This is a genomic window from Rhizobium aureum (assembly GCF_030182495.1).
Taxonomy (GTDB): Bacteria; Pseudomonadota; Alphaproteobacteria; order Rhizobiales; family Rhizobiaceae; genus Rhizobium; species Rhizobium tropici_C.
In genome coordinates this window covers 636,631-658,681 of record NZ_JAQJCI010000001.1, presented here as the reverse complement: position 1 = coordinate 658,681, position 22,051 = coordinate 636,631, and the positions used below count along the sequence as shown (strand labels likewise).

General features: G+C 60.5%; 20 protein-coding genes. 12 read left to right on the top strand and 8 right to left on the bottom strand.

Annotated elements, in window-relative coordinates; all coding sequences use genetic code 11:
- The first annotated feature begins 405 nt into the window (after window positions 1-405).
- On the top strand, window positions 406-1,416 hold the full coding sequence (locus PH552_RS03100; RefSeq protein WP_113248784.1) for a GntR family transcriptional regulator: 1,011 nt from the start codon (window positions 406-408) through the stop codon (window positions 1,414-1,416).
- Window positions 1,417-1,491: 75 nt separating this feature from the next.
- On the opposite strand, the gene PH552_RS03095 is transcribed toward PH552_RS03100, so the two are convergent.
- The 5 genes from PH552_RS03095 to PH552_RS03075 are packed head-to-tail and all read right to left on the bottom strand — an operon-like array spanning window position 1,492 to window position 5,745.
- A complete protein-coding gene (locus PH552_RS03095) occupies window positions 1,492-2,463 on the bottom strand; it encodes a 5-oxoprolinase subunit C family protein (protein WP_113248783.1) in 972 nt (323 codons plus the stop codon).
- Window positions 2,453-3,328 (bottom strand): 5-oxoprolinase subunit B family protein, encoded by an 876-nt coding sequence (locus PH552_RS03090; RefSeq protein WP_113248782.1) that lies wholly within the window; start codon window positions 3,326-3,328, stop codon window positions 2,453-2,455. The genes PH552_RS03095 and PH552_RS03090 overlap by 11 nt, the downstream gene beginning before the upstream one ends.
- The gene (locus tag PH552_RS03085) at window positions 3,328-4,713 is read right to left on the bottom strand and encodes an acetyl-CoA carboxylase biotin carboxylase subunit (RefSeq protein ID WP_285165470.1); all 1,386 of its coding nucleotides are present in this window, start codon (window positions 4,711-4,713) and stop codon (window positions 3,328-3,330) included. The genes PH552_RS03090 and PH552_RS03085 overlap by 1 nt, the downstream gene beginning before the upstream one ends.
- Complete coding sequence (locus tag PH552_RS03080) at window positions 4,710-4,952, bottom strand: acetyl-CoA carboxylase (protein ID WP_113248780.1); 243 nt, start codon at window positions 4,950-4,952, stop codon at window positions 4,710-4,712. The genes PH552_RS03085 and PH552_RS03080 overlap by 4 nt, the downstream gene beginning before the upstream one ends.
- On the bottom strand, window positions 4,939-5,745 hold the full coding sequence (locus tag PH552_RS03075) for a 5-oxoprolinase subunit PxpA (protein ID WP_113248779.1): 807 nt from the start codon (window positions 5,743-5,745) through the stop codon (window positions 4,939-4,941). The genes PH552_RS03080 and PH552_RS03075 overlap by 14 nt, the downstream gene beginning before the upstream one ends.
- Window positions 5,746-6,004: 259 nt before the next feature.
- Here PH552_RS03075 and PH552_RS03070 point away from each other — a divergent pair, with 259 nt between their 5' ends.
- Window positions 6,005-6,913: a LysR family transcriptional regulator gene (locus PH552_RS03070; protein ID WP_113248778.1), complete on the top strand. Its 909-nt coding sequence runs from the start codon at window positions 6,005-6,007 to the stop codon at window positions 6,911-6,913.
- 109 nt (window positions 6,914-7,022) lie between these two features.
- Here the strand turns inward: PH552_RS03070 and PH552_RS03065 are convergent, their stop codons facing one another.
- Window positions 7,023-7,922: a GNAT family N-acetyltransferase gene (locus PH552_RS03065; RefSeq protein WP_169645254.1), complete on the bottom strand. Its 900-nt coding sequence runs from the start codon at window positions 7,920-7,922 to the stop codon at window positions 7,023-7,025.
- Window positions 7,923-8,158: 236 nt separating this feature from the next.
- Between PH552_RS03065 and argE the strand changes: the two genes are divergently transcribed.
- The 6 genes from argE to PH552_RS03035 all read left to right on the top strand — a co-directional run bounded on the left by argE (window position 8,159) and on the right by PH552_RS03035 (window position 14,774).
- Window positions 8,159-9,283: an acetylornithine deacetylase gene (gene argE / locus PH552_RS03060; RefSeq protein WP_285165469.1), complete on the top strand. Its 1,125-nt coding sequence runs from the start codon at window positions 8,159-8,161 to the stop codon at window positions 9,281-9,283.
- Window positions 9,284-9,310: 27 nt separating this feature from the next.
- Complete coding sequence (locus PH552_RS03055) at window positions 9,311-10,234, top strand: 2-hydroxyacid dehydrogenase (RefSeq protein WP_113248776.1); 924 nt, start codon at window positions 9,311-9,313, stop codon at window positions 10,232-10,234.
- Window positions 10,235-10,256: 22 nt separating this feature from the next.
- Window positions 10,257-10,613 (top strand): cupin domain-containing protein, encoded by a 357-nt coding sequence (locus tag PH552_RS03050; RefSeq protein ID WP_069613469.1) that lies wholly within the window; start codon window positions 10,257-10,259, stop codon window positions 10,611-10,613.
- A 165-nt stretch (window positions 10,614-10,778) separates the two neighbouring features.
- Window positions 10,779-12,242 carry an aldehyde dehydrogenase family protein gene (locus tag PH552_RS03045; protein ID WP_113248774.1) on the top strand — a complete coding sequence of 488 codons (1,464 nt, stop codon included), beginning with the start codon at window positions 10,779-10,781 and terminating at the stop codon, window positions 12,240-12,242.
- 12 nt (window positions 12,243-12,254) lie between these two features.
- Window positions 12,255-13,295: a tartrate dehydrogenase gene (locus tag PH552_RS03040; protein WP_113248773.1), complete on the top strand. Its 1,041-nt coding sequence runs from the start codon at window positions 12,255-12,257 to the stop codon at window positions 13,293-13,295.
- Window positions 13,296-13,316: 21 nt separating this feature from the next.
- Window positions 13,317-14,774 (top strand): NAD-dependent succinate-semialdehyde dehydrogenase, encoded by a 1,458-nt coding sequence (locus PH552_RS03035; RefSeq protein WP_113248772.1) that lies wholly within the window; start codon window positions 13,317-13,319, stop codon window positions 14,772-14,774.
- Between the two features lie 89 nt (window positions 14,775-14,863).
- On the opposite strand, the gene PH552_RS03030 is transcribed toward PH552_RS03035, so the two are convergent.
- Together PH552_RS03030 and PH552_RS03025 are read right to left on the bottom strand one after the other, a co-directional pair.
- Window positions 14,864-16,138: an NAD(P)/FAD-dependent oxidoreductase gene (locus PH552_RS03030; protein WP_113248771.1), complete on the bottom strand. Its 1,275-nt coding sequence runs from the start codon at window positions 16,136-16,138 to the stop codon at window positions 14,864-14,866.
- 14 nt (window positions 16,139-16,152) lie between these two features.
- Window positions 16,153-16,821, bottom strand: a complete 669-nt coding sequence (locus PH552_RS03025; protein WP_113248770.1) for a haloacid dehalogenase type II — start codon at window positions 16,819-16,821, stop codon at window positions 16,153-16,155.
- A gap of 324 nt (window positions 16,822-17,145) precedes the next feature.
- Between PH552_RS03025 and PH552_RS03020 the strand changes: the two genes are divergently transcribed.
- The 4 genes from PH552_RS03020 (at window position 17,146) to PH552_RS03005 (ending at window position 21,997) form a co-directional block, all read left to right on the top strand.
- Window positions 17,146-17,985, top strand: a complete 840-nt coding sequence (locus tag PH552_RS03020) for a GNAT family N-acetyltransferase (RefSeq protein WP_113248769.1) — start codon at window positions 17,146-17,148, stop codon at window positions 17,983-17,985.
- 13 nt (window positions 17,986-17,998) lie between these two features.
- Window positions 17,999-19,375, top strand: a complete 1,377-nt coding sequence (locus PH552_RS03015; RefSeq protein ID WP_113248768.1) for an aspartate aminotransferase family protein — start codon at window positions 17,999-18,001, stop codon at window positions 19,373-19,375.
- Between the two features lie 229 nt (window positions 19,376-19,604).
- Complete coding sequence (locus PH552_RS03010; RefSeq protein WP_113248767.1) at window positions 19,605-20,321, top strand: HAD-IA family hydrolase; 717 nt, start codon at window positions 19,605-19,607, stop codon at window positions 20,319-20,321.
- A 65-nt stretch (window positions 20,322-20,386) separates the two neighbouring features.
- Entirely contained in the window at window positions 20,387-21,997 is a 1,611-nt protein-coding gene (locus PH552_RS03005; protein ID WP_113248766.1) for an ABC transporter substrate-binding protein, read from the top strand.
- Window positions 21,998-22,051: the final 54 nt, after the last annotated feature.

The following is a 22,051-nucleotide window of genomic DNA, read 5'->3' as shown; positions in this document are numbered from 1 at the left end:
AGTTCCACCTGCGGCGCTTCTAACGAGCGCCTTGATGTTGGGAGCATTACATAAATGATTTTTGTATTCAATAGACTTTTTCTGAAAAATCCGAACCCGATGTCACAAATGATTGAGGGGCGACTGGCGGAGGCAGCGATATCGGCGAGCATCCTTGTCTTACGCGTAGAATTGGCGGCAAAACAGCTATCGCGGCCGCCACAGCGTAACGCGCCGCACCCGATATCATTCAGCAAATAGGCGCCAACCGGGGCGCTAGGCGTCAACAATCAGCGAAAAGAGATTCACTGCATTTGTGAGTCGAAAATATATTTTGTATTCAATAGTCATTTATTTTTGCGCTATGTTAGAGTTACAAAACGCGTAAGAGTGAGGCATCAGAACGACGTGAGTCCATTGCATCAGATGACCGAAAACCGTGCGCGCCCCAATGCACAAAAGCGCTACGAGATCGCCGAGGATGTTCTGCGTGGCAATATCGAGGACCACACGCTGCCGCAGGGCGTGGTGCTGCTCGAAGGACCAATCGCCGATATCCTGCAGATTTCGCGCGCGCCCGTGCAAAGGGCGCTGCAGACGCTGGAGAGCGAAGGACTGGTGCATCGCTTCAACGGACGCGGCTATCTCGTCGGTCCAGCCGGCCAGGGCATCGAGCCGAAGCGCACCGATATCAAGACCCTCGGCCTGACCATTCCGCGCCATGCGGACGAGGCTTTGCAGAGCCGCGCCTCCTGGGAGCGCATCTACAATACCGTCGAGGCCGACGTCGCCGGCTGCGTCGTCTTCGGCCAGTACCGCATCATCGAGATCGAGCTTGCCGATCACTTCAACGTCAGCCGCACCGTCGTCCGCGATGTGCTGACGCGGCTGCGCGAGCGTGGCCTCGTGCGCAAAAACCAATCGTCCCACTGGATCGCCGGCCCGCTGACGGCACAGATGATCAAGGATCATTACGGTCTGCGCGGCATGTTGGAGCCGCAGGCACTGGTCGCCGGAGCCAACCGTGTCGATCGGGAGCGACTGGGCGATCTGTTCCAGCGCCTCTCCGAGCTGGAGCGCCACGAACCGGCGGATCATCTTGCAACGATCGAAGCGATCCAGGCGGACTTCATCGAGATTTGCATCCTTGCGACGCCGAACGAGCGGCTGAAGGAATCCATCCGCAATAACCTGCTGCCTGTCACGGCAACGGAGCGATTGCTGCGGCGCCTCGGTCTGCCCGGCGACCCCGCCATCATTACGGAGCTCCGCCTGATCGCGGAACTGCTGCTGCGCGGCGCCGTCAAGGCGGCGGCGGCGATGATGGAGAACCATCTCGAAGCCTCGGTCGATCGCACGATCGCGCAAATGAAGATCGTCGCGATCATCCCCGGTCCCGGCGTGACGGCCGCCTACCTGACCCGCGTTCTCGAGTGAGATGCAGGCGACCCCTGACCTATTCCATCTGTGCCGGAAACGAGGCATCGAAGGGGCAGCCATCCGCTTGATCCCTTACGCCAGAGCAGCGCGAAGGCGCGCAAGCAATGCCTGCCGGTCCGCCCGCGCCGCCAGCGCCTGATCCATGGAGACCTGCACGAATTGCGTCGGCGTATGCGGCTGCAGTTGGGCGATCAGATCCATGTCGGCCGAGATCACCGTTCCCAGCATGAAATAACCGCCGCCGGAGACGGCATCGCGATGCAGGATGATCGGCTCGGTTCCGCCCGGCACTTGGATCGAGCCATAGGGATAGCAGCTGTCGACGATATTCGACGGATCCGAGCCTGCACCGAAGGGCTGCTTGCGCTCAACGAATTCGAGCTTGCGGCCGCCGCGGAAGCGATACCCCATGCGATCGGCCTCCGGCGCCACCTTCCATTGGTCGGCAAAGAAATTGCTCTTTGTCTGTTCGGTCAACCGGTCCCAATAGAGCCCGGGCAAAACCCGGAGCTCGGCCGGGGTATCCGGCTTGCGTCGTAGTTCCTCTGCAATGGATCTGCCCGCGCTATCCAGGGAGCCGAAACCAACGGGAAGCTCATCTCCGGCAGCGATCGGCCTGCCGTTGAAACCGCCGAGGGCGCCGATCACATAGGTCGATCGGCTACCCAGCGCTTCGGGAACATCGATGCCGCCCGATACCGCGATGCAGATCCGCGCACCGGACTTCAGAAAGTCGAAACTTACGGTCTGCCCTGCCCTGACCTTGAGCGCCGTCCATCCCGGCTGGAGCTCGCCGCCGATCCTGACGGGCATGTCGGCGCCGGTCACGGCAATCAGCGCATCGTCGAGAAATTCGAGCTTGGGACCCATAAAGACGGCCTCAAGCCCGGCCGCACCCTCATCATTGCCGACGAGAAGATTTGCCGCCCGCATGGCGTAACGATCCATAGCGCCGCCGATGGGAATGCCGAGATGGAAATAGCCGGGCCGTCCGAGATCCTGAACGGTTGTGGAAAGGCCGTGATGAAGAACCTTAATGGCCATGCAGCGCGCCCTCCAGCTTGGCGTTGTAGCCGTCGATATCGGCCTGGTATTGCCTGAGATCGAAACTGACCTCGCGGATCGGCGGAGCGAAGCGACCCTTGTCGACATCCTCGACCGCCTGGTCGTAGCCGTCGCGATCGATCGGCCGGAACTTCACGACGTCGCCCGGACGGAAGAACACCATGAAATCGCGGAGATAGCTCGTCGATTGCGCGGGATCGAAGATCGGCATCGGCGTGATGCCGAACATCTGGTAGCCGCCTGCCCCACGCACCGAATAGATGCAGCCGAAGCAGCCGCCGTGGCCCACAGTCAGCCGCGGGGTATCGGTTCGCGGGCGCAGATATTTCGGCACCTCGATCTGCCGCTGCCGCTCCACCATCTGATACATGAACGGCAGGCCGGCAACGAAGCCGACCATCGAGACGAACCAGGGCGAGCCGGCATGAGCCGAAATGAAGTCCTCGACCGTATCATAGCCATTGATCCTGGCAGCGTAGTCGAGATCGGTCCCCGTCGGCTCCTGATGCCGCTCGCGGAAGCGCATCAGCGTCTCATGTGTCCAGGGATCATTGTAGAAAACAGGGATTTCGACGATGCGGGTGGTAATGACGGGCTCGGCCTTTTCGGCGGCGCCCTCGATCGCCTTGACCTCGCGCAAGAGATCGTTCGGCTTGATTATGTCGGGATCGAACTTGATCTGAAAGGAGGCGTTGGCAGGGCAGATTTCGGTCACGCCCTTAATCGCGCTCTCGCGTATCCCCTTGGTCATCGACAGGCTCTTGAAGAAGGCTTCGAGGGACATCTCGTCGCTGCATTCGACGAAGAGATGCTCGTCACCTCCGAACGTAAAGCGACCAGGCATCAGGCAACCTCCGCCGATACGCCGTTAACCGCTGAAAAATCGGTCTCCAGCCAGGTTTCGAGAAAACGCGTGTGGAATGCGCCCTTGCGCACCGACGGGTCGCGGGCGAGCGCAAGATGCAGAGGGATCGTCGTCGGCAAGCCTTCGATCGTCAGACTTGAAAGGGCGGCGAGCAGCCTGTCGAGGCAAGCATCGCGATCGTCTGCCCAAACGATCAGCTTGCCGAGCAGAGAGTCGTAGAAAGGTGGCACGGTATAGCCGGCATAGAGCATCGTATCGAAACGGATGCCCTCGCCTTCCGGAATGGAAAGCCGCGTCACGGTTCCCGGCGCCGGCAGAAAGCCCTTGGTCGGGTCCTCGGCATTGATCCGGCATTCGATGGCGTGACCGCGTGCCCGAATATCGGACTGCGCCAGCGACAAGGGAGCGCCACTCGCCACCTTGAACATTTCCTGCACCAGATCGATGCCGGTAATCATTTCGGTTACCGGATGCTCGACCTGGATGCGGGTATTCACCTCGATGAAATAGAACTGCCTGCGATCCTCATCGTAGAGATATTCGACCGTGCCCGCGCCGCGATAACCGACTTCGGTGGCAAGGGCCACGGCGCTGGCGCAAAGGCGTTGCCTGATGTCATCAGGAAGAAGAAAAGCCTGCGCTTCCTCCCACACCTTCTGACGCCGCCGCTGCAGCGAGCACTCACGTTCGAAACAATGGACGAAATTCCGTCCGTCGCCGAAAATCTGCACCTCGATATGGCGGGCGCGGGTGATGACCTTCTCCATGTAGAGGCCGCCATCGCCGAAAGCGGCCGCCGCCTCTGCAGAGGCAAGCGGAAACTGCTCCCTGAGCTCGGCGAGCGACTGCACGATACGTATGCCACGTCCACCGCCGCCGGCTGCCGCCTTGATCATGACGGGAAAGCCGATGCGTTCGGCAATCGCCTCGGCAGCCGCAATGTCGGCCACGCGGCCGTCGCTTCCCGGCACCGTCGGGACGCCGGCCCGTTTCGCAATCTCGCGGGCTGCCACCTTGTCGCCGAGCAGCCGGATGGCCTCGCCGCTCGGCCCGATGAAGATCATGCCCGCCGCCTCGACGGCATCGGCGAAATCTCCGTTTTCGGACAGGAACCCATAGCCCGGATGAACGGCATCCACGCCCGCCGACCGCGCCGCCGAGACGATGGCTTCGATGTTCAAATAGGATTTCTTAGGGGCCGGCGAGCCGATGTTGATCGCCTCGTCCGCCAGTTTGACCGCCAACATGTCGGCATCAGCGGCACTATGAACCTGCACGGTGCGGATGCCGAGCGCTTTAGCGGCCTTTATGATCCTGACGGCGATCTCGCCGCGATTGGCGACCAGCACAGAGCGGATCGTCATGGGTCCACCTCCGCGATGACCTGGCCGGCCATGACGGGCTCTTCATTGTCGACGAGGAAGGTGATGTTCTTGCCGTCGAGCCCGGCCGAGATCTGCTGAAAGGTTTTCATGACTTCGATAAGCCCGATCGTATCGCTCGCAGCAACGGCATCGCCCTCGGCTTTGAAGGGCGGTGTATCCGGAGAAGAGGCTCTGTAGAAAGTTCCCGGAAGGGGTGATCTGATCTCAAGCTTGTTCATGGGACCTCCGCGCTGCGTCGCTGTTCAAAATCTGCGAAACGGGTGCAATCCTGATACCCTCGGCAATGAGCGCTTCGCGCATGTGGCGCACGATATCGAGCGCACCCAAAGTATCGGAATGGAAACAGATGGAATCGAAGGCGATCGGAATATCAACACCGTTGACGGTGCGCACGACGCCTTCGGTGCAAGCTCTCACGACCTTGCGGGCAATTGCCTTGGGATCGGGGCGACCCGCATCCCTGGTAAAGACGATCCAGCCCGCGTCGCCGTAGTCGCGATCGGCGTAGAACTCGCGGACAACAGGCTGGCCGGCCTCTTCAGCGGCGAGGCAGGTCGCCGAACCGTCCATGCAGAAGACGAACATGTTTGGCGCTGCCGTGCGCATATATTGTATGAATATCTGCGAGAGATCCGTGTTCGCCGCCAGTTCCATATAAAGGGCGCCATGCGGCTTCACGTGCTGGACGGGCACGCCATGGCGTCTGGCGAACTCCCGCAGCGCACCGACCTGATAGATCAGATCGTTGACGATCTCGCGGCTGGTGCCGTTGATCTTGCGTCGTCCGAAGCCCTGGAGATCGTTGTAGCCTGGATGAGCCCCGACGCCGACACCGTGGGCGGCGGCGATCCGCACGGTCTCATCCATCAGATTGGGATCGCCGGCATGAAAGCCGGTCGCGATATTGGCCGAACTGATGAGCGAGATAAGCTCCTCGTCATGCGCGTCGCCGATCCGCCAGCGGCCAAAGGCCTCCCCCATGTCGCAATTAATATCGACAGCTTCCTTCATGCATTTCCTCAGATATATGCGGTCCGATCAGGAGCGGTATGAGGACGCTAGAGAGAAAGGCGCCTCTTGAAAAATACAATTTTCAAAGCATCATTATCTGATAAATTGATATCAGAGCTTAAAATGGCGCCAGAAATTATATAAATTTATCAATATGATATAGATCGTGCGCAAATTTAAATCGAAAAGCCGCACGTTTTAAGTCTCGTAAATCTGATTCAGTACAGCAATTTGCAGATAAATCGATGGGGGAGACATCATGGGCCTGAGCCTACGGCAGCTTCGCTACTTCGTCGCAACGGCCGAATATGGGCAGATCTCGCATGCGGCCGTAAACCTGTCGATCTCACAATCTGCCGTCACCGCTGCGATCAAGGATCTCGAATTGACGGTGGGCGTGTCGCTGTTCAACCGCACGCCGCAAGGCATGGAACTGACGACGGCCGGACGACAATTCCTGTCCCACGCCTATGAAATTCTGGCCAAGGTCGATGAGGCGACCCATCTCAATCTCGTCAGCAGCGATATCGAGGGAGAGCTTGTCGTTGCCGCCACCTATACCGTCATCGGCTATTTCCTGCCGCTTCACATCGAGCGCATCCGCCGTCTCTATCCGAAACTGAAAATCCAGCTCTACGAGGTCAATCGCGAATCGATCGAGGAGGGTCTGCTCAGCAATCGTTACGACATTTCGGTGCTGCTGACGTCGAACATCCTCAATCCGATGCTGGCGACCGAAACGCTTCTAAGCTCGGTGAGACGCCTCTGGCTTCCGGCGGGTCACGACCTGCAGCGCCGCGCCGGCATCGGCCTGCGCGAGATCGCCGAAGAGCCCTACATCATGCTGACGGTCGATGAAGCGGCCCATTCCTCCCTACGATACTGGAGCCAAAGCTCCTATCAGCCCAAGGTGCTTCTGCGCACCAGTTCGATCGAGGCTGTCAGGTCGATGGTGGCAAATGGGCTCGGCGTCGCCATCCTCTCGGATATGGTGCATCGTCCCTGGTCGCTCGAGGGGCGCCGCATCGAGACCGTGAACATCCAGGATCCGGTTCCGCCGATGGATGTCGGTCTGGCCTGGCGGGCCAACGTCGAATTCAGCCCGCCAATGCTTGCCTTCCGCCGTTATTTCCAACAGGCCTACAGCCTGCCCGGAACGAACGCATAAATACATGAGGTCGATGGACTTCATAAGTTCGATCCCGGCGTTATATGCCTGAGGTCGGCGAGCATCGTCCACCGGCAGGGCTATTGATAACTAAGGGGATCCTTTGCGGTTAGCCGAAAGACTGCGACGCAAGGGCAAATACGATCGGAGAACCTGTGTTCGGGCTCCCATAAGCGGCCCTCTCAGACGAAACCATTGTTGTCACCGTATCGAAGACGGACATGCCGCTTTGCTGAACGAAACCGGCGAATGGGCCGGTACCGAAATGGGTATCGAGCCGGAGAAAACTGCCGACATGCGCGACGACATGCGGATGAACGACGGAAATCGCATCTTCCTCGCAATAAGCAACGACGGGACCAACCACATGACCGCGGCCGAAGCGGCGGCGCATGGAATAAGCCATCAATTTTTCGCCGTCATAAAGGCCATAGCAGATGGAGCTTTCAAACAATCGTTGAAGGTGCTGGTGGCGCGGAGCGCCGAAAGCGGGCTCGTCCAGGGCCGCAACCACATCCAGATCGCCGCGCTCGAGCCGCCGCAGCTGAAGCCCCGGCTTGATACTGTCGATCTTGGGCACGGATAGAACCTCACCCTGACACTGGAAGACCGTCTGTTGCGGCATGAACCCGAGTGTTGCGCACATCCGGCGTGCCGCTCTTGTCGCGTTGAGCCTTAATCGTTCCTGATGACATTCGGCCAGCATCCGGGTGACAAGCCACTCGGCCGTGCCATTCGTCTGCAGACGCGGCGCGGTGATCAGCATGCCGAACGTGGCGAAATTCTCTCCGTGTGGAAACCACATGGTCGAGCCCGAAACCCTGCCGATTTCGTCAAGCGCCACGAAGCCGCGGCCGACATCCCGTAGATGCTGCCAGTCCTGCGATCGATGCGGCCATCCGACCGACATCGAGAGAGCTTGAAGTTGAGACAGAGAGACTTCTGAGATGTCGGCAAAGCGCAGTTCGAATGCATCGACATGCAGTTTTTCGGGTACTTTTGTATCCATTCGTAATCCAGCCGCCATTCGATCTTCCTGCTGCTTATTCGCGCAAGCCGGCATCATGTTTGGCGAGCTTAGCCGAGACCGCGCGAAACATTTCACTGCGTATGCAAACACCGGCGCAAGAATTGACCGTATGCGCCGCGCTTTCGGCAGGTATTCCTCTGGCGGAGGCTTACCCTTCCTTTGATCGAAACCTCCCTTGCACGGGCGAGGACGGCAATCGGAGATTGGCAACAGCAATGCAGGCAGCGGACATTCTGGCAAGACTGGTAGGCTTCGATTCCATCGTCGGGACGCCGAATGCTGAAATCGTGCAGTGGATCAGCACCTACCTGAAGTCCTTCGGCGCCACGGTTGATATTCTCGCTGGCCCCGAGGGTGACCGGTCGAACCTTTTTGCCACCATCGGTCCCCGCGGCGAACCGGGTTATGTCCTCTCCGGTCACATGGATGTGGTGCCGGCCAACGAGGCGGGATGGGAGAGCAACCCCTTCGTGCTGCGGCCCGATGGAGAGAGACTGTATGGCCGCGGCACCAGCGACATGAAAGGCTTTCTGGCCGCATCTCTGGCGGCTGTGCCGATGCTCGCGGCAAGCACTCTCCTCCGGCCGATACATCTAGCCTTTTCCTATGACGAAGAAGCAGGTTGCCGCGGCGTACCGCATCTCATTGCGCGCCTGCCGGAGCTTTGCGAGACGCCGCTCGGCGTCATCGTCGGAGAACCCAGCAACATGCGGGCCATCCTCGCACACAAGGGGAAATCAGCCGCCCGCATCATCCTGAAAGGACGCTCCGGTCACTCCTCGCGGCCCGACCTCGGTCTCAACGCAATCCATGCCGCCGCAGACGTTTTGCAGGCCGCCGTTTCGGCCGCGCATTCTCTTGCCCGGGGGCCATTCGAAGCGGAGTTCGAGCCGCCTTATTCATCGATCTCGGTCGGCACCATTCACGGCGGGCAAGCCCTCAATATCATTCCGGATCTCTGCACGCTCGAAGTCGAAGCGCGGGCAATTTCCGGTGCAGACCCGGCAGCACTGCTCCTGCCGGTGCACGAGGCCGCTGCCGCACTTGAGCGTCGAGGTTTTCAGATCCAATGGGAGGAGTTGAGTTCCTATCCTGCCCTTTCCCTTCCGCAGACAGCTCCCCTTGCCGGTCTGCTGACGGAGCTGATAGGCACAGAGCCGCTGGCAGCTGTTAGTTATGGCACCGAAGCCGGACTTTACCAGCGCGCCGGCCTTGAGGCGATCATTTGCGGTCCTGGCGACATCGCTCGCGCGCACAAACCGAACGAATTCATCCTCACGCACGAACTCACCTCCTGCCAGGCCATGATCGAGGCTCTCGGCCGTCGTTGCATGGTGTGATGGGACAAAGCCGAAGGATAGAAGCCCATGACGTTCCTCTTCAATTCGGATGCCCGTCGAGGTCATATCTTCCAGGAAGCTTTCGCCCGCGAGCTGCCGGATCTCGCCTTCTCCATGGATCCGACGTCCGTCGACCCTGACGCCGTGCGCTATTTGATCACCTGGACGGTTCCGGACGACTTGCCGCGCTACCGCAATCTCGAAGTTCTGTTTTCAATCGGCGCCGGTATCGACCAGTTCGATACGGCCCATGTCCCCGATCACGTAAAAGTCGTGCGGATGGTCGAAGACGGCATTACCCGCATGATGCAGGAATATGTGACGCTTGGCGTCCTCGCGCTCCACCGCAATCTGCCCTCCTATCTCAGCCAGCAGCGCCGTCAGGTCTGGAATGCCTTGCCACAGGTTCAGGCGGCCGAACGCCGCATCGGTGTGCTGGGGCTCGGGAGCCTTGGCCAGGCCGTGCTCCAAAGATTGAAGCCGTTCGGCTTTGTGCTTTCCGGCTGGAGCCGCAGCCAACACGAACTGGAAGGCGTTGCCTGCTTTGCCGGCGAAGCAGGACTCCAGGCCATGCTCTCCACGACCGATATCCTGATCTGCCTTCTGCCGCTGACCGACGAAACCCGTGGCTTTCTCAATGCCGATCTCTTCGAGAAACTGCCGCGGGGCGCAGGTCTCGTGCATGTCGGCCGTGGACCGCAGCTCATTTCGGAAGACCTTCTGGATGCGCTCAACAGCGGTCGGCTTGCCGGCGCCGTGATCGATGTCACCGATCCCGAACCGCTGCCGGCCGGACATCCATTCTGGAGCCACGACCGCATACTTCTGACGCCGCATGTTGCAAGCGTCACTCAGCCCCATAGCGCAGCACGCGCCGTCATCGACAATATCAAGCGAATCCGCGCGGGCTTGGACCCGTTTGGCCTCGTCGACCGACGCCGCGGCTACTGATCGCCAACCCGAAAGGAACCCAATGTCCCTCCTCAAGACAATTGATCCCAACCCCTCCTTTGCGCCGCGTGAAAACACTGTCGCTGCCGAGCGGCTGATTTCGGGCGATCCGAAACTCAAGACCTGGGCGCAGGACGTTGCCCGCAACGAGACGGTGCACACCGGCGTATGGGAGGCCACACCCGGTGTCAGCCGTTCGATCAAGGGTGAAACCTTCGAATTCTGCCATATTCTCTCCGGCGTCGTCGAATTGACGCCGGAAGGCGGCGCGCCCGTCGTCTATAGAGCCGGCGACAGCTTCGTCATGAAACCGGGCTTCGTCGGAATCTGGAAGACGATCGAAACGGTCCGGAAGATCTACGTGACCGTCACCCCTTGATATCCCCAGCACGGCGCGGTTTCCGAGCGCGCTGTGCAGCCTTGCCAAAGAATACGCTGCCCGATCATCTCAAAACGGCGTTTTCCGCCGTGGCAGCCGACGCGATCGGATCAAGGTACTTCGCCGATCCTATAGCATCTCGGTAAATTGACCGGAGGTATCATTATGGACCTGAGCTTCGATCCCGACAGTCTTTCGCTTCCTGTCGGCCATTTCATCGGCGGGAACTTCAGGGCTGCGAGTGGTGTCATTCCGATGCATCGCCCCTCCGATGGGAAGGCCTTTGCGGAGTGCCCAATCGCGGACGCTTCCGTTGTCGACCAGGCAGTTCAGGCGGCCAAGACCGCGCTGAAGCAAAGCAATTGGGGCGGCGTCCGCCCGCGCGAGCGCCTGAACGTCCTGCATCGGTGGGCCGATCTCATCGAAGAGGAAGCCGAAACGCTGGCGAGGCTGGAGGCTGTCGCGTCGACGCGACCCGTCGGCCAGCTTGTCGAGGGCGATATCGCGATTTCGGCGGAGCAGATCCGCTTCTTCGCCGAATTCGCCGACAAGGAAGGCGGCGACCTCGTGCCGACCGACGACGGCAATATCGGCATGATCATGACGGAGCCCTATGGGGTGGTGGGTGCCATCACGCCCTGGAATTTTCCGATCAACATGGCTGCATGGAAACTTGGCCCGGCGCTGGCTGCCGGAAATGCCGTCGTCCTGAAGCCGTCGGAAATGACGCCGTTTTCATCGATCTATCTGGCAGAGCTCGCCGTGCGCGCCGGCCTTCCCGCCGGGCTGATCAATGTGGTGCTGGGTGACGGCGTGACGACCGGCAACGCGATCACCGGCCATCCCGAAATCGCCAAGATCAGCTTTACCGGTTCGACCCGGGCCGGATCGGCCATCATGGAGAACATTGCCCGGACGGGCATAAAGCCGATGACGCTGGAGCTCGGCGGCAAGAGCCCGCAGATCGTCTTTGCCGATGCGGACCTCGACAAGGCGGCCGCGGCCATCACGGCCAGTATTGTCGGCAATGCCGGCCAGGCCTGCGTCGCCGGATCGCGTCTCATCGTCGAGAAAAATATAGCGGCCGCACTGATCGACGCCATCCGGAAGCGGATGAAGGGCGTTGCTCCCGGTCCCACCTGGGATGCAGCGAGCCGCTACTCCCCCATCATCTCGGAGAAGCAGAGACAGCGTATCGATGCGATCGTCTCCGCCACCATCGAAGCCGGCGCAGAATGCCTTGCCGGTGGCACGCGCATGGACGCACCGGGCTATTTCTACAGCCCGACGCTGATGGCCGGAGTCGATCAGAATTCTCCAGCAATCGTCGAGGAGATCTTCGGTCCGGTGCTGACGCTCCAGACATTCGAGCACGAAGAGGAAGCCCTGCAGCTTGCCGACCATCCGAGCTACGGGCTCGCCGCAGGCCTCTTTACCCGCGACCTCTCACGGGCCATCCGGTTGACCCGCCGCCTGCAAGCCGGAACCATTTGGGTCAACCGCTATAGTCGCTCACGTGACCACATCCTGCCGACCGGCGGTTACAAGCAGTCGGGTATCGGCAAGGATCTCGGCCGCGAGGCATTCCAGGCCAATCGCAAGAGCAAGAGCGTTTTGATCAGTCTTTGAGGGACGAGGAACATGAAAACCTACAAGATCGCATTGATCCCGGGTGATGGCATCGGTCGCGACATGACCGCCGCTGCCTGGTCGGTTCTGCAAAAGGCAGCCGGCAACAGCGGCTTTCTGCTCGACGACACTGAATTTCCTTGGTCCTGTGCCTTCTACAAGGAAACCGGCGTGATGATGCCCGCAGATGGCATCGCAACGCTGCGCGGTTTCGATGCCATCCTGCTTGGAGCCGTCGGCTGGCCGGCCGAAGTGCCGGATGCGGTATCCCTGCACGGGCTGCTGCTGCCGATCCGCAAGAACTTCGTGCAATATGCTAATATCCGCCCGCACAGGCTGCTGCCGGGTGTCCAGGGACCGCTCAAGGCATCGGCTTTCGACATTCTCTGCATCCGCGAAAACACCGAGGGCGAATATTCCGGCGCGGGCGGCCGCATCCATCAAGGTACATCAGACGAAGTCGCGGTCGAGACTTCGATCTTCACCCGCAAGGGCGTCGAGCGCATTCTGCGCTTCGCCTTCGAACAGGCGAGAGCCAGGCGCGGTAAGCTCGCTTCGGTGACGAAATCCAATGCCCAGAAGCATTCGATGGTCTTCTGGGACGAAGTCACGCGGCAGCTCGCGCAAGATTATCCGGACGTCGAGGTCACGAGCTATCACATCGACGCCATGGCCGCCCGCATGGTGATGGCGCCGGAAACCCTCGACGTCGTCGTCGCATCCAATCTCTTCGGCGATATCCTCACGGATCTCGGCGCAGCAATCCAGGGCGGCCTCGGTTTCGCGGCGTCGGCCAATATCAACCCGGAGCGGAACGCTCCGTCGATGTTCGAACCCGTGCATGGGTCCGCGCCTGACATCGCCCATCTCGGCATCGCCAACCCGATCGCAACGGTATGGTCCGGTGCCATGATGCTCGAACATCTGGGCGAGCAGGATGCGGCAAATGCCGTCATGGCGGCGATCGAAGCGACAACTGCAAGCGGCATCGGCACGGTTCCGGGCAAAGATCGGACCGATGCCATCACGACCGCGCTGCTCGCCGCAATCTGAAGTCCCACCGAGGATATGAACATGCAAAATTTGAAAATGCCATCCCTGTTCCGCCAGCAGGCGCTGATCGGTGGCGATTGGCTTTCCGCCCCTTCGGGCAAGACCGTTGCCGTGATCGATCCGGCGACACAGGCCACCATCGGAACGGTGCCGGATATCGGCAGCGATGAAACCCGGGCGGCAATCGAGGCGGCCGAGGCGGCCTATGGTCCCTGGAAGAAGCGCACGCACGCCGAGCGCGCGGCGCGGCTGGAGGCCTGGCATGATCTGATGCTCGAGCATATCGATGATCTCGCGCTGATCCTGACGACCGAACAGGGCAAGCCGCTCGACGAAGCCCGTGGCGAAATCCGTTACGGCGCGTCCTTCGTCAAATGGTTTGCCGAGGAAGCCCGCCGCATCGGCGGCCAAACCATCCCCTCGCCGACCCCTGACCGCCGCATTCTCGTGTTGAAAGAGCCCGTCGGCGTTTGCGGCATCATTACCCCCTGGAATTTCCCGAATGCGATGATTACGCGTAAGCTCGCGCCGGCGCTTGCGGCCGGCTGCACGGTCGTGGTGAAGCCTTCCGAATTCACCCCCTACTCGGCGCTGGCGCTCGGCGTGCTTGCAGAAATGGCTGGGATTCCGGCTGGAGTCATCAATATCGTTACCGGCATGCCCTCCGAGATCGGGGCCGAGATTCTTGCCAATGCGACGGTACGCAAGATTTCCTTCACCGGCTCCACCCCCGTCGGTTCGCTGCTGATGCGCGGCGCCGCGCCCAGTATCAAGCGGCTTTCCCTCGAGCTCGGCGGCAACGCTCCCTTCATCGTCTTCGACGACGCCGATCTCGACCTTGCCGTCGAGGGTGCGATCGTCTCCAAGTTCCGCAATGGCGGCCAGACCTGCGTCTGCGCCAACCGCATCCTGGTCCAGGCAGGCGTCTACGATGCTTTCGCCAAGAAGCTCGCCGCCCGCGTCGATGCCATGAAGGTCGGGCCGGGCACCGAAGCCGGCGTTGCGATCGGTCCGATGATCAACGAGGCGGCTATCGCCAAGATCAACCGCCATGTCGAAGACGCGCTTTCGAAGGGCGCAACGATCGTGACGACCAAGCGGGATCTGCCGGCCGGCCCGCAATATACCGCGCCGATCGTCCTGACCGGGGCTACCACCGCCATGCAGCTCGCCGCCGAGGAGACCTTCGGACCGGTTGCGCCGCTCTTCCGCTTCGAGACGGAGGAAGAGGCGATCACTGTTGCCAACGGCACGCCCTACGGGCTTGCGGCCTATTTCTACACCGAAAGCCTGAAGCGCGCATGGCGGGTGGGCGAAGCGCTCGAATTCGGCATGGTCGGCCTCAATACCGGTCTAATCTCCACGGAGGTCGCACCGTTCGGCGGCGTCAAGCAATCGGGCCTCGGGCGCGAAGGCTCGCAGCTCGGCATTGAGGAATATCTGGAAACAAAGGCCTTCCACATCGGTGGCCTTAACTGAGGTGTGGCGTCTCAGATCGGAAAAGGGGTCGCAAGCGCGGCCCCTCTTTTTATGCTGCCGATTTCGTTGAGGCCCGCCGCCTGCTTATATCACTGAAATCTGTCGAGCGTTTTGTAATACAGACCGACCAAGGGCAGAAACCAGGGCTTGCCGAAATGGCCGGGAACGGCCGGCCAATCGAGTCCCTTGAGCGGATTGCGGTCGGGTCTTCCGAGAATCGCATCCGCAATGGTCATCCCAAGATGCGTGGAAAGCTGCGCGCCGTGGCCTGAATAGCCCATGGCGTACCAGATACCGTCATGATAGCCGGCACGCGGATAGCGATCCTTGGTGATATCGACGAGACCGCCCCAGCAATAGTCGATCTCGACCTCGGCGAGTTGGGGAAATATGCGGGCGAGGCTTTCACGAAGGATCGCGCCGCTCCTGGCGTCGGAACGCTGGTCCGATGTTGCGGAGAAGCGAGCCCGCCCTCCGAAGATCAGCCGGTTATCCGGTGACAGGCGCCAGTAGTTGCCGATATTCATCGTGTTCACGCAAGTGCGATTGCCGGGCATTGCCGAGGTAACTTCCGCGTCCGTCAAGGGCCGGGTCGCGACGATGAAACTGCCGACCGCCATGATGCGACGGCGGAAGTAACCGAAATTGGCTGTCGTATAGGCGCCGGTCGCAATCATGACCTGGTCTGCCGTCACGGTGCCTTTGCCGGTCTTCAGCACGTGCCTGCCACCAGAATGGCTACGCTCCGTCACGGCAGCGCCTTCCACGATGACCGCTCCGCGTCGCTTGGCAGCCTCTGCCAATCCGACAACATAGCGACCCATATGCATCATGGCGCTCTTCTTCGACAGCATCGCGCCATGAAACGGCGAACCGATCTCATTCTTGAGATCGGCGGCGGACAGCAGCGCGGTATCGGGATCGACCTCGGCATGCACCGCTTCGAAATTCCTGGCGAGCCCTTCGAAATGCTGTGGCTTGGAGGCAAGCTTCAGCTTGCCCGCGCGGCGGAAATTGCAGTCGATCCCTTCTTCCGCGATAATCGCTTCGAGCGTGTCGATCGAAGCATCCAGTGCGCGATAGAGGGCGATCGCCCGCTCCTTGCCCAACTCCGCCTTTGCCGCGATGTAACTATGCGCCAGGCCATTGTTCAGATGACCGCCATTGCGACCGGAAGCGCCGAAGCCGACGATCTCAGCCTCCAGAACAAGGACCTTCGCACCCGCCATGGCAAGCTGCCGGGCGGCGCCAAGCCCGGTGAAGCCGCCGCCCACCACGACGACGTCGTAGTGCCCTTCGACAGGGCCGACCGCCGCACCCGCAAAGCGGGGCGCCGTGTCGTGCCAATAAGAGGAATATTTCATCTGGCTGCCCTTTCTCAGAGCCCCACGACGCCCGGCAGACCGGAAATGTCGGCGATTTCGACATAGCCGTAATAGGGATTGGCCGGCTCGTGACCGCGGTTGACCCAGACCTTGTTCTTGATGCCGAGATCATGAGCCGACATGAGGTCGTAGCGGAAGGAGGACGAGCAGTGCAGAATGTCTTCCGGGCTGCAGCTCAGCATGTCGAACATGTATTCGAAGGCCTGGAAGCGCGGCTTATAGGCATTGGCCTGCTCGGCCGTATAGACGGCGTGGAAGGGCGCGCCGAGCTTTGCGACATTCGACATGATCTGACTGTTCATCGCATTCGACAGGATGACGAGCGGAATTTCCTTCGCCACTTTGGCAAGGCCTGCCGGAACGTCCGCATGCGGTCCCCAGGTGGGAACGCGCTCATAAACCATCCTGGCGTCTTCCTCCCTGAAGGCAACGCCGTTGCGCTTGCACGTCCGCTCGAGCGAATTGTGCACGACATCCGCATAAGGCTTCCAGTCACCCATGATCTCGTCGAGCCGGTAGGCAGCGAAATTCTTGATGAACTGCAACATGGCCGGCTCATCGAGACGATCGCCATAGAGGTCCCGGGCAGCTTCCGCCATCTGGAAATTGGTCAGCGTGCCATAGCAATCGAAGGTGATATATTTCGGCCGGAAGGTGGTCATGCGCTTCGTCCTTACGTGCTGCCCCTCGAGGCGATTGGTGGAGAACACGATAATAGGATTGCTTTCGGCACTGGAGCCTACTGATTTTGCGAGGTTCGGAGCAGAAAGTTTCGTATAGGGGCGCCCGTTTGGCATTTGCTTGCAAGAACCGCCAATGAGAACGCCTTCCGCCTACACTTTCGCGACCGCCGTTAGCGAGGTGACGGCATAAGATGCGGCAAGGGCGAGCCGCAACGGCGAAAGATACCGTCAAGGACATCGCCTTCAGATAATCTTCCGGCCCCGACGCTCCGACACTTGGACAAAAGAAATTCGAGGAGCGCCATGCGGGAGCGACAGATAGAAATCAGACCTTTCCGTTCCGAACATTTGGATGCAGCTGTCCGCCTGTCGCAGGAGGCCGGCTGGCCTCATCGCCTGGAGGACTGGAAAGTCGCCCTCGACCTGAGCAAAGGTGTCGTTGCGATCGCCGCTGATGACGAGGTCGTCGGCACCACGCTCCTGACACCTTACGAAACGGACTGCGCGACGATCAACATGGTGATTGTCTCTGCAAGCATGCGCGGACGCGGTCTGGGACGCCGTCTCATGGAGGCCGCTTTGGCTCTGGCGGATGGCCGCCCCTTACGCCTCACCGCGACCTCCGATGGCCTACCCCTCTATGAAAAGCTGGGGTTTCGCCAGACCGGCGCCGTCGTTCAGCACCAAGGCCTCGTCGCGGCGGTCGCGAAACCGGCAAACACCGAAGTGGCGACCAAGGCCGATATCCCGGCAATCACAGCGCTCGACCGCGAGGCTTTCGGCGCCGATCGCTCCGCGCTGATTGCGCGATTAGCGGATCTGGGCGAATTCGCGATTATCCGCCGTGACGGCAAAGTCGCAGCCTACGCCTGTCTTCGTTCCTTCGGCCGGGGCGAGGTCGTGGGACCTGTCGTCGCACCGGATATCGAAGACGCGAAATCGCTCCTGTCCCACTTCATGAGCCGGAAAACCGGCGCATTCCTGCGCGTCGACACCGGCGCGGAAACTGGTCTCGGACCGTGGCTCGCCAGCCATTCGCTTGTCCATGTCGGAGGCGGCATCGCCATGGCGAGCCCCATTATCAACCGCAGCAATCCCTCGACAGTCACCATTTTCGCCCTCGCCAACCAGGCGTTCGGCTGATCCGGAGAAGACCATGTACAGCAATTCCCTCATCGAGCTCGATCGCGCCCATCTGGTGCATCCGGTCGCCTCCTATCGCGGCCATGAGCAGCAAGGCGTGCGGGTGCTTTCATCCGCCAAGGGAGCGACGATCACCGATGCTCAAGGCCGTCAGCTGATAGATGGCTTCGCGGGTCTTTGGTGCGTCAACGCCGGCTACGGTCATGAAACGATCGTGGAGGCTGCGGCTCGCCAGATGCGCGAGCTTCCCTATGCGACAGCCTATTTCGGCCTTGGCAGCGAATCGGCCATCCGCCTTGCCGCCGAGCTAGCCGAACGAGCCCCCGGCGACCTCAACCATATCTATTTCACGCTGGGCGGTTCTGACGCCATCGACAGTACCGTCCGCTTCATCCGGTACTACTGGTTTGCGCGCGGCCAACCGCAACGCGATCAGTTCATCTCGATCGAGCAGGGCTATCACGGCTCTTCGACGGTCGGCGCCGGGCTGACCGCCCTTCCCAACTTCCATGCCGGCTTCGGCGTTCCGCTCGACTGGCAGCACAAAATTCCGTCGCCCTATCCTTATCGCAATCCCGTCGGGCAGGATGCGAACGCCATCATCCAAGCGTCTCTCGCGGCACTCAGGGCGAAGGTCGACGCGATTGGAGCAAACCGTATCGCCGCCTTCTATGCCGAACCGATCCAGGGTTCGGGCGGGGTGATCGTCCCGCCGAAAGGATGGATGAAGGCCATGCGAGACCTCTGCAAGGAACTCGACATTCTTTTCGTCGCAGACGAAGTGATCACCGGCTTCGGCCGGACGGGACCGCTTTTTGCCTGTTCCGAAGACGAGATCGTTCCAGATTTCATAACAACGGCGAAGGGGCTCACCTCCGGCTATGTTCCGATGGGCGCAGTCTTCATGGCGGATCACGTCTATCAGGTCATTGCCGATGGGGCGGGAGCTTCCGCCGTGGGGCACGGTTACACCTATTCCGCCCATCCCGTCAGCGCGGCCGTCGGGCTGGAAGTCTTGAAACTCTATGAAGGCGGGCTGCTCGAAAACGGCATAAAGGCCGGCGCGAGGCTGATGGCGGGCCTCGAGAGCCTGAGAGATCATCCCCTGGTGGGCGATGTCCGCGGGCGCGGCATGCTGGCTGCGATCGAGCTGGTGGTGGACAAGGCGGCAAAAACGCCGCTGCCGGCGGAGGCACAGCCTTCACGCCGGATTTTCGACCGGGCTTGGGAAAACGGCCTGGTGGTCCGCGCCTTCGCCAATGGAGTGCTGGGGTATGCTCCGCCGCTTTGCTGCACGGACGCCGACATCGACGCGATCATCGAACGAACGGAAAGGACGCTTGATCAGACGCTCGAAGATCCCGACGTCCGTCGGGCGCTCAAGGATTGAGCCCGCCAAGGCAAGGATCGATATACCGCGCGCAGGCGTTTTTCAGAATTTTGTGCCGCATCACTGGTCCGATTCGGCGCAATCGGCGCGGTCGAAGTGCCAAACTTATTCTTAATGAAGGTCCATCCCGGCAAATTCGGGCGCGTCAGAAAACAAGTGGACCTCGGAACAGCATAATCTTCCGCAAGGCAGGCGCCCGGCGCCTCCGACAAGCAGACTGGGGTAAGACATGACCAAGTCATTGGCAGAATTCAAATATATGAGCTTCGATGTTGTCGGAACGCTGATCGACTTCGAAGGCGGACTGAAAACCTGCCTCAGCGAAATTGCAGCTGAAGCGAAGGTGACGATCGACGGCGAGGAGGCGCTGGCGCTCTATCGCGCCGCGCGCTACGCCGACGATGCCGATTTGTTTCCCGACGATCTCGTGCGTGTCTATCTCGCCATCGCCCCAAAACTCGGTTTGCCGGCCGAAGAGGCCTATGGTCGGCGCCTGCGCGATTCCGCCAGGCAGTGGAAAGCCTTTCCCGACAGCGCGGAAGCCTTGGCGCAGCTGGCCAGCAAATATCGGCTGATCGCCATGACGAACGCCCGCCGCTGGGCCTTCGAACATTTTTCGGCAGAACTGGGGCATCCGTTCCACGCTGCCTTCACCGCCGACGACACAGGCACCGAAAAGCCCGATCCGGCCTTCTTTCACAAGGTCTTCGACTTCGTGGGCGGCGAGAATGCCAGCAAGCACGATATTCTTCACGTGGCGCAGAGCCAGTACCACGATATCGGCGTATCCCGGCAATTGGGGATAACGAATTGCTGGATCCAGCGCCGTCACGCGCAGGCCGGATATGGCGGCACGATCGAACCGGCCGAATTCACCACGCCGGATTTCCACTTCAAATCCATGGCCGAGCTTGCCCAAGCGGTGAAAGCGCTGGAGGCGGCATGATCAGCCGTCATCCTCGTCGCATCCAATAAGAAAAACAGACTGCCAACCAGAAAAAGGGGAATGACATGAACGACAAGATCATGAACTGGACTGCCTCGGATGACGCAATGGTCGAGAACGCCATTCGTCGAGGCGCCACCCGCCGCGAACTTCTCACCATGCTTCTGGCAGGCGGCGTCGCCATGTCGGCGGGCGGTCTGGTGCTCGGCCGGGCATCGAATGCCGTCGCGGCAACACCCAAATCCGGAGGCAATCTGAAAGCAGCCGGCTGGTCGTCCTCGACCGCCGATACGCTCGATCCCGCCAAGGCATCGCTGTCGACGGACTATGTGCGCTGTTGCTCGCTCTACAATCGCCTGACCTTCATCGATAAAGCCGGCGTGACGCAGATGGAGCTCGCCGAAAGCATCGAAAGCAAGGACGCCAAGACCTGGACAGTCAAGCTGCGCAAGGGCGTGACATTCCACGACGGCAAGGAGCTGACGGCCGATGATGTCGTCTTCTCGCTCAAGCGCCATCTCGATCCCGGTGTCGGCTCGAAAGTCGCCAAGATCGCCGCGCAGATGACCGGCTTCAAGGCTGTCGACAAGTCGACGGTCGAAATCACGCTCGCCGACCCGAATGCCGACCTGCCGACCATTCTCGCCCTGCATCACTTCATGATCGTCGCCAACGGCACGACCGATTTCTCCAAGGGCAATGGTACCGGAGCCTTCGTTCTCCAAACCTTCGACCCGGGCAATCGCTCGGTCGTGGTGAAGAACAAGAACTACTGGAAGTCCGGACAGCCTTATCTCGACTCGTTCGAATTCTTTGCGATCAGCGATGATAATGCCCGCGTCAATGCGCTGCTTTCGGGCGACATCCACTACGCCGCTTCGATCAATCCACGCGCCATGAAGCTGATCGACGGCCAGTCGGGCTTTACGCTGTCGAAGACCACGAGCGGCAATTATACCAATCTCAACATGCGCCTCGACATGACGCCGGGCAACAAGAAGGACTTCGTCGATGGCATGAAGTCGCTCGTCAATCGCGAGCAGATCGTCAAGTCGGCCCTGCGCGGCCTCGGCGAGGTTGCCAATGACCAGCCCGTTTCCCCCGCCAATATCTATCACAACAACGATCTGAAGCCGAAGGCCTTTGATCCGGACAAGGCGAAGTTCCATTTCCAGAAGGCCGGCGTGCTCGGACAATCCATTCCGGTGATAGCCTCCGACGCTGCAACCTCGTCGATCGACATGGCGATGATCATCCAGGCGGCCGGCGCCAATATCGGCATGAAGCTCGACGTTCAGCGCGTTCCCTCCGACGGCTATTGGGATAATTACTGGCTGAAGGCGCCGATCCACTTCGGCAACATCAATCCGCGCCCGACGCCCGACATCCTGTTTTCGCTCCTCTATGCCTCGAACGCGCCCTGGAATGAGAGCCAGTACAAGTCGGAAAAATTCGACAAGATGCTCATCGAAGCGCGCGGCTTGCTCGATCAGGCCAAGCGCAAACAGATCTACGCCGAAATGCAGGTGATGATCGCGGAAGAAGCCGGTACCATCATCCCGGCCTATATCTCGAATGTGGATGCGTTTTCGAGCAAGGTGCACGGATTGGAAGCCAACCCGCTCGGTGGCATGATGGGTTACGCAATGGCGGAGTATCTGTGGCTCGATGCCTAGCGGCCGCTGAACCTCCCTGGACGGCGCAAAGTCGTCCAGGGACCTCCGTCTCGC